This is a genomic window from Bacteroides sp. CAG:633, from assembly GCF_000435115.1.
In the GTDB taxonomy this organism is placed as follows: Bacteria; Bacteroidota; Bacteroidia; order Bacteroidales; family Bacteroidaceae; genus Bacteroides; species Bacteroides ndongoniae.
Window position 1 is genome coordinate 913 of record NZ_FR883023.1, and the last position, 4134, is coordinate 5046.

General features: G+C 51.4%; 2 protein-coding genes, 1 other RNA gene and 1 pseudogene. 1 reads left to right on the forward strand and 3 read right to left on the reverse strand.

Annotated features, from left to right (window positions below; translation table 11 throughout):
- A partial coding sequence (locus tag QVP67_RS03875; protein ID WP_288179882.1) for a DUF4933 domain-containing protein occupies positions 1–1260 on the forward strand: 1260 nt, incomplete at its 5' end.
- A gap of 110 nt (positions 1261–1370) precedes the next feature.
- On the opposite strand, the pseudogene QVP67_RS03880 reads toward QVP67_RS03875, so the two are convergent.
- The 3 genes and pseudogenes from QVP67_RS03880 to ssrA form a co-directional block, all read right to left on the reverse strand.
- Positions 1371–1799 (reverse strand): annotated as a pseudogene (locus tag QVP67_RS03880) (murein L,D-transpeptidase catalytic domain family protein); the annotation flags it as partial.
- Between the two features lie 349 nt (positions 1800–2148).
- Positions 2149–3192, reverse strand: a complete 1044-nt coding sequence (locus QVP67_RS03885) for a L,D-transpeptidase (RefSeq protein ID WP_022162243.1) — start codon at positions 3190–3192, stop codon at positions 2149–2151.
- A gap of 275 nt (positions 3193–3467) precedes the next feature.
- Positions 3468–3866, reverse strand: a transfer-messenger RNA (tmRNA) gene (gene ssrA / locus QVP67_RS03890).
- Positions 3867–4134: the final 268 nt, after the last annotated feature.

The following is a 4134-nucleotide window of genomic DNA, read 5'->3' on the forward strand; positions in this document are numbered from 1 at the left end:
CGCCGCCAACAGGCTGCTGCTACTTTGGATACTTTTGCCGCCGACTATCGCCCAACCGCAGGCATCAAGTATCAGCCAACGATTATCCGTGCGGGTGCCAAGGTGCTCAACGTACCCGCTGCCCTGAAGAATGTACGTCCACTGGAGCCCAACGCATTGGGCACCCTTTCTTTCCATCCCACCGGTTACGAAGGATACGGCCTCGGTGCGGAGTTGAGACCCGTGGACGACGGCTGGCTGCTGACGGATTACGAAGGCTTTTGCCTGCTGGACAAAGACATGAAACTGCGCAAAGTGCTCTTCAGGAATGACGTGGAAATCAGTGAAATGAAGATGGGTAACGGACAGACCGGATATAGCATGCGTATGAACCGCACCCTCCGCAGCGTGGGCTACGACCCTTCCGTCCGCCAGCTCCGCGGCCTCTATGGAGGAAAGACGATGCAGGAAGGACAGCATGGTTACGAATGTGCCATTGCCGCCCTGCCTTGGGACATACTGGTGGAAGCCGCCGAACCGTGGACACCCGACTACCTGCCCAGCAAGTTGCCCATCGCCAGGACACAGGGTAATGCCTTTGCCGTTACGGAAGGCGGCTGGCTGATGACCGAGGCTTTCAGCTCGCGACTCTATACCTTCGGGCAGAAGGGCGACACCCTGTGCCGATTTACGGTGAACGATGCCGAGGACTACGTGCCCACCTCCACCTACCGCAGTGGCGAAAACACCGCCGTATATCATTATGACGGGAAGCTCCGCCTGCTTATGGCATACGACGACACCGTCTACGAGCTGGCGGATGCCTCTACGCTCAAGGCCGTCTGGCGGTTGGACTTCGGCACACTGAAGCGCCCCACGGGCAAGTACGTGACAGGTAGTCTGAATAATAGCCTCGACGGCTATTACCTGGTCGACAGCTGGATAGAAACAACCCGACACCTGCTGATCCAGCTGTCGTATGGCTACGATTCGCCCAATGCCCGCAGTCAGGGGAAGGTGACGCTCTACACCTTAATCTATGACAAGCGTACGGGCGACTTCTTCAGCCTGCCCGGACAGACCGACAAGGAAGGTCGTTATACATACGCCAACCTGCCTTTCCGGGTAGAAGGGAAAGACATCTCCCTACTGCCTTCGCTGACGGCAGGCGACCAGGCCGCCATCCTCTTCAAAGGAAAGCGGCTGAAGGAGATGCTGCCCGACCTGCCCCTGTCGAAGCAGATAAAGGAAGAGGAATTGGTCATTGTACGGATGGAGTGACGCCAATGTATGGGCTTTCCCTGTCCGATGTCCTTCCTTACCGGTACCAGGATACGGACGGAGCCGGGAATCATCCCCGTTGATTGTAGGAATCATCCGTATTGATTGTCGGCACCGTGCATCACGATGGCACGCTCGCGAGCGTGGTCGTTGATGCCCTTCTCCAGTCCGTTCAGAATCAGCGAATAACCGTTGCTGCCCTGATAGGTCGATTCGGTCAGATAAAATCCTAAGGAACTTTTCAGTGAGCCGTTTTCGTTCGAAAAAGAAGTGGCGTACATCTCTCCGCTGTTCTTTCCGTGGGCCACCAGCGACGAGAAGAGCATCTTACGTTCCTTCATGTCGAATACGAAAAGCCGCTCACGGGTCGATGGTTGCGAAAAGTCTATCAGCGTCAGCACGTCGCGCTTGCGTCCTGCCACCTTATAATATCCGGTTACTGCCTGCCTGAAAGCCTCCCAGCCGACAACCCCTTCCAAGTCCATCGAACGATACAGGGCTGCGCACCCCATCCCCTCGGAGACGGAAAGCGAAGGCATGCATTCTCTGTCTTCCACCCAAGTCACATGCGGCAGACATAGAAAAACAATCAACAACAATAACCTATTATTCAACACAATACGATACGATTCTTTTCGATTACCCTAAAAAAACTGCGCAAAATTACTGCTTTTCTGCCATACGTTCACTACGCATAAAGTTAAATAATACAAGTTTCCCCCTGTTCTTCACAGCCTTTGCCGCACCGATATAAAGAGGGAGACACCAATCATCCCGGATGATTGTATGAATCATCCCCGTTGATTGTAGGAATCATCCGGGATGATTGTACCCAAAAGCTATACATTTCATCCCCTTCCCTGCCTGAGAAGGAAGCCAGATGCAACTCTACTCGATGACAACAATCAGTGATTTCTCGGTCGGCGCCCAATCGTAGACAAACTTCGAATGCGACGTGGCATTGCGCACACACATGTGCGAGCGGGGGATGGTCCCCAACGACCAGCTGTACTCTATCATGGCCGTCCGTGGCACGTTGACGGGTACGCCGTGGATATAGGCACCGTTTGTGAAACGGCTGGCATAAGGTGCATAGCCACCCGTTGCCGAGGAGCCGTCTTTCAGAAACACCATCTTCTGCTTTTTCTGCTGCAGCAGATACATGCCCAAAGGTGTTTCCTGCGCATAAGGAGGGGCATGACGGCCGGTAGTTGCCGGATTCATGCTGCGGATGGCCCATTCGCCCGGGGCGGTACGCTCCAGGGTTGTAATGTTCTGGTCGAGGCGGTCGACGAAGACAACGTGATTGAAAATCGTACTGTCGCTCAACTGTTTCAGATAGCGTTCGGGCACCAGCCACTCCTCCTCCCACGTCACCGGATAGACCCTGCAGAAACTACCTACCTGCCCCCGCAGGTAGGCCAGCGTTCCGTCGCGCCCATAGCGTTCGGGCACCAGCGTATCACCCGGCAAATACATCGGCACGGACTGATAACGCTCCACTCCCAACGTATCGGCCACCCGCTTGTAGGCATTGCGCACGTACTTGCGCACCAAAGGAGCCTCGCGGTTCAGGTTCTTGTAGTTCTGGAGCACTACCCATCGTTCCTGACCTCGCTGCATGTTTTCGATATAGGCCAGGCAGTTGCGGATGACGTCCCATTTGAACGAACGCACCGTGTCCTGATAAGGATAGGTATCCTCCAACGTATATTTATCGTACAACAGTTCTTTGGTCAGGTGAATGTCGTCTGCCCTCAACAGCTTTTCTTCGACAGGAAGAGGTTCTGCCGCCAACGTATCGACTATCTCCGAGGTCATGACTTCCGGCTTATACGTTTCCGACGCAGGCGTCACCTGCTTGCCAGCCTCGCGACATCCAACAAACACACCCAGCAGCAACAGACTAAAAAAGATATCCAAGCGTTTCATAAACAGGACATAAAAAGATTGTTTAACAAAAGTAACACTTTTCGTTAGGAAGAGCAATATTCTGCCTGAAAAATCTGCTCGAAAACGACCAATCGGACTTTTCGAAGCCAAGCCGGCCATCAGCCCAAAAACAAAACGGAAACAAGAGAATATTTTTTTCCCAGTTAGAGAAAAAATTCTCCCCAACTGGAAAAAAATCAATCCCTTTAAGCAAATAATCGGTCGGCTGTACACAAACAAAAAAAGCCGCTGAGAAATCAGCGACTTTTTTATTCATGTGGAGCTGGAGGGAATCGAACCCTCGTCCAAACGAGGAAATCATAAGCTTTCTACATGCTTATCTTTGCCTAAATTTTCGTGCAACGGCAGAACCAAAGCCATCAACCGCTGCCTTATCCTCTAAAACTTCATTTACAGTGCGAGGCCACCGCAAACTATCCCCGATGTAGCTGCACCACTTGACCGGAATGCTTCGGAGCAACAGCTTCCGAGTGATGTCCCGTCCCAGTACCTTGTACCGGGATTAAGCTTCAATCTACTGTACTTCGATTAAGCAGCGAGAGCGTAATTGTTTTCGCCAGATAAAATTTTGAAGACTGAGATTTAAGTGCCAATCGACGACGCACTGCATGCTTACTTACCATTTCTGCCCGCTGTCAAATCCAGTCAACCCCATGACTTTTTCATGCTTTTCAGCGTTCGAACGGCAAAGATAGGAATAATTTTCGAAAAGCCATACATCTTTCACCTATTTAGCTGGAAAAAACTGTAACCTTACCTTCTATTGAATAATAAGAGACACAAAATGTATGTTTTTACCACTTTCAGACCGATCTATCCACTATTTTTGCAGTGCTTTTATTTATTAACTAACCTTAAAACAGAAAAAGGACCATGAACAAGCTATTCATTGCTACCTTGCTACTAAGCGGCAGCACCTTT

Coding starts and splice junctions, on each gene's coding strand:
- QVP67_RS03885 (WP_022162243.1), bottom strand. CDS start 3,192: ATGAAACGCTTGGATATCTTTTTTAGTCTGTTGCTGCTGGGTGTGTTT.